Annotated in this window: 1 rRNA gene; it reads right to left on the bottom strand. The window is 51.2% G+C overall.

Annotation, left to right across the window (positions count from 1 at the left end):
* Positions 1-20: 20 nt before the first annotated feature.
* Positions 21-2,766, bottom strand: a 23S ribosomal RNA gene (locus L3V23_RS21225); the annotation flags it as partial.

Genomic DNA, 2,766 nt, shown 5'->3' with positions numbered 1-2,766 from the left:
CAAAACCCCTTGGGTGTTGTATGGTTAAGCCTCACGGGCAATTAGTACAGGTTAGCTCAATGCCTCACAGCACTTACACACCCTGCCTATCAACGTTCTAGTCTCGAACAACCCTTTAGGACACTTAAAGTGCCAGGGAGAACTCATCTCAGGGCTTGCTTCCCGCTTAGATGCTTTCAGCGGTTATCAATTCCGAACTTAGCTACCGGGCAATGCTACTGGCGTAACAACCCGAACACCAGAGGTTCGTCCACTCCGGTCCTCTCGTACTAGGAGCAGCCCCCTTCAATTCTCCAACGCCCACGGCAGATAGGGACCGAACTGTCTCACGACGTTCTAAACCCAGCTCGCGTACCACTTTAAATGGCGAACAGCCATACCCTTGGGACCGACTTCAGCCCCAGGATGTGATGAGCCGACATCGAGGTGCCAAACACCGCCGTCGATATGAACTCTTGGGCGGTATCAGCCTGTTATCCCCGGAGTACCTTTTATCCGTTGAGCGATGGCCCTTCCATTCAGAACCACCGGATCACTATGACCTGCTTTCGCACCTGCTCGAATTGTCATTCTCGCAGTCAAGCGGGCTTATGCCATTGCACTAACCACACGATGTCCAACCGTGTTTAGCCCACCTTCGTGCTCCTCCGTTACTCTTTGGGAGGAGACCGCCCCAGTCAAACTACCCACCAGGCACTGTCCTCGACCCGGATAACGGGTCTGAGTTAGAACATCAAACATACAAGGGTGGTATTTCAAGGACGGCTCCACACAAACTAGCGTCTGCGCTTCAAAGCCTCCCACCTATCCTACACATGTAGGTTCAATGTTCAGTGCCAAGCTGTAGTAAAGGTTCACGGGGTCTTTCCGTCTAGCCGCGGGTACACTGCATCTTCACAGCGATTTCAATTTCACTGAGTCTCGGGTGGAGACAGCGTGGCCATCATTACGCCATTCGTGCAGGTCGGAACTTACCCGACAAGGAATTTCGCTACCTTAGGACCGTTATAGTTACGGCCGCCGTTTACCGGGGCTTCGATCAAGAGCTTCGACCGAAGTCTAACCCCATCAATTAACCTTCCGGCACCGGGCAGGCGTCACACCGTATACGTCATCTTACGATTTTGCACAGTGCTGTGTTTTTAATAAACAGTTGCAGCCACCTGGTATCTGCGACTCTCATCAGCTCCATCCGCGAGGGACTTCACCGTCAAGAGCGTACCTTCTCCCGAAGTTACGGTACCATTTTGCCTAGTTCCTTCACCCGAGTTCTCTCAAGCGCCTTGGTATTCTCTACCCGACCACCTGTGTCGGTTTGGGGTACGATTCCTTACAATCTGAAGCTTAGAGGCTTTTCCTGGAAGCATGGCATCAATGACTTCACTACCGTAGTAGCTCGACATCGTGTCTCAGCCTTAAAGAGAGCCGGATTTACCTAACTCTCAAGCCTACGCACTTGAACCTGGACAACCGTCGCCAGGCCCACCTAGCCTTCTCCGTCCCCCCATCGCAATTGTAAGAAGTACGGGAATATTAACCCGTTTCCCATCGACTACGCCTTTCGGCCTCGCCTTAGGGGTCGACTCACCCTGCCCCGATTAACGTTGGACAGGAACCCTTGGTCTTCCGGCGAGGAGGTTTTTCACCCCCTTTATCGTTACTCATGTCAGCATTCGCACTTCTGATACCTCCAGCATGCTTTACAACACACCTTCAACGGCTTACAGAACGCTCCCCTACCCAATACAATAAATTGCATTGCCGCAGCTTCGGTTGATTACTTAGCCCCGTTACATCTTCCGCGCAGGCCGACTCGACTAGTGAGCTATTACGCTTTCTTTAAATGATGGCTGCTTCTAAGCCAACATCCTAGCTGTCTGAGCCTTCCCACATCGTTTCCCACTTAGTAATCATTTGGGACCTTAGCTGGCGGTCTGGGTTGTTTCCCTCTCCACGACGGACGTTAGCACCCGCCGTGTGTCTCCCGGATAGTACTTACTGGTATTCGGAGTTTGCAAAGGGTTGGTAAGTCGGGATGACCCCCTAGCCTTAACAGTGCTCTACCCCCAGTAGTATTCGTCCGAGGCGCTACCTAAATAGCTTTCGGGGAGAACCAGCTATCTCCGAGTTTGATTGGCCTTTCACCCCTAGCCACAAGTCATCCGCTAATTTTTCAACATTAGTCGGTTCGGTCCTCCAATTGATGTTACTCAATCTTCAACCTGCCCATGGCTAGATCACTCGGTTTCGGGTCTATATCCAGAGACTAAACGCCCAGTTAAGACTCGGTTTCCCTACGGCTCCCCTATACGGTTAACCTTGCCACTGAATATAAGTCGCTGACCCATTATACAAAAGGTACGCAGTCACCCCACGAAGAGGCTCCTACTGCTTGTACGTACACGGTTTCAGGTTCTATTTCACTCCCCTCACAGGGGTTCTTTTCGCCTTTCCCTCACGGTACTGGTTCACTATCGGTCAGTCAGGAGTATTTAGCCTTGGAGGATGGTCCCCCCATATTCAAACAGGATATCACGTGTCCCGCCTTACTCGTTTTCACTTAAAATGACATGTCGGTTACGGGGCTATCACCCGGTATCGCGGCACTTTCCAGAGCCTTCACCTGTGTCATTAAAAGCTTAAGGGCTAATCCAATTTCGCTCGCCGCTACTTTCGGAATCTCAATTGATTTCTTTTCCTCGGGGTACTTAGATGTTTCAGTTCTCCCGGTTCGCCTCATTAACCTATGTATTCAGTTAATGATAC

Origin of the sequence: Vibrio sp. A1-b2 (assembly GCF_021726015.1) — a bacterium.
Lineage (GTDB): Bacteria > Pseudomonadota > Gammaproteobacteria > Enterobacterales > Vibrionaceae > Vibrio > Vibrio diazotrophicus.
Note: the sequence above shows the minus strand (reverse complement) of the source record. Positions and strands in the feature narration are given on the sequence as shown.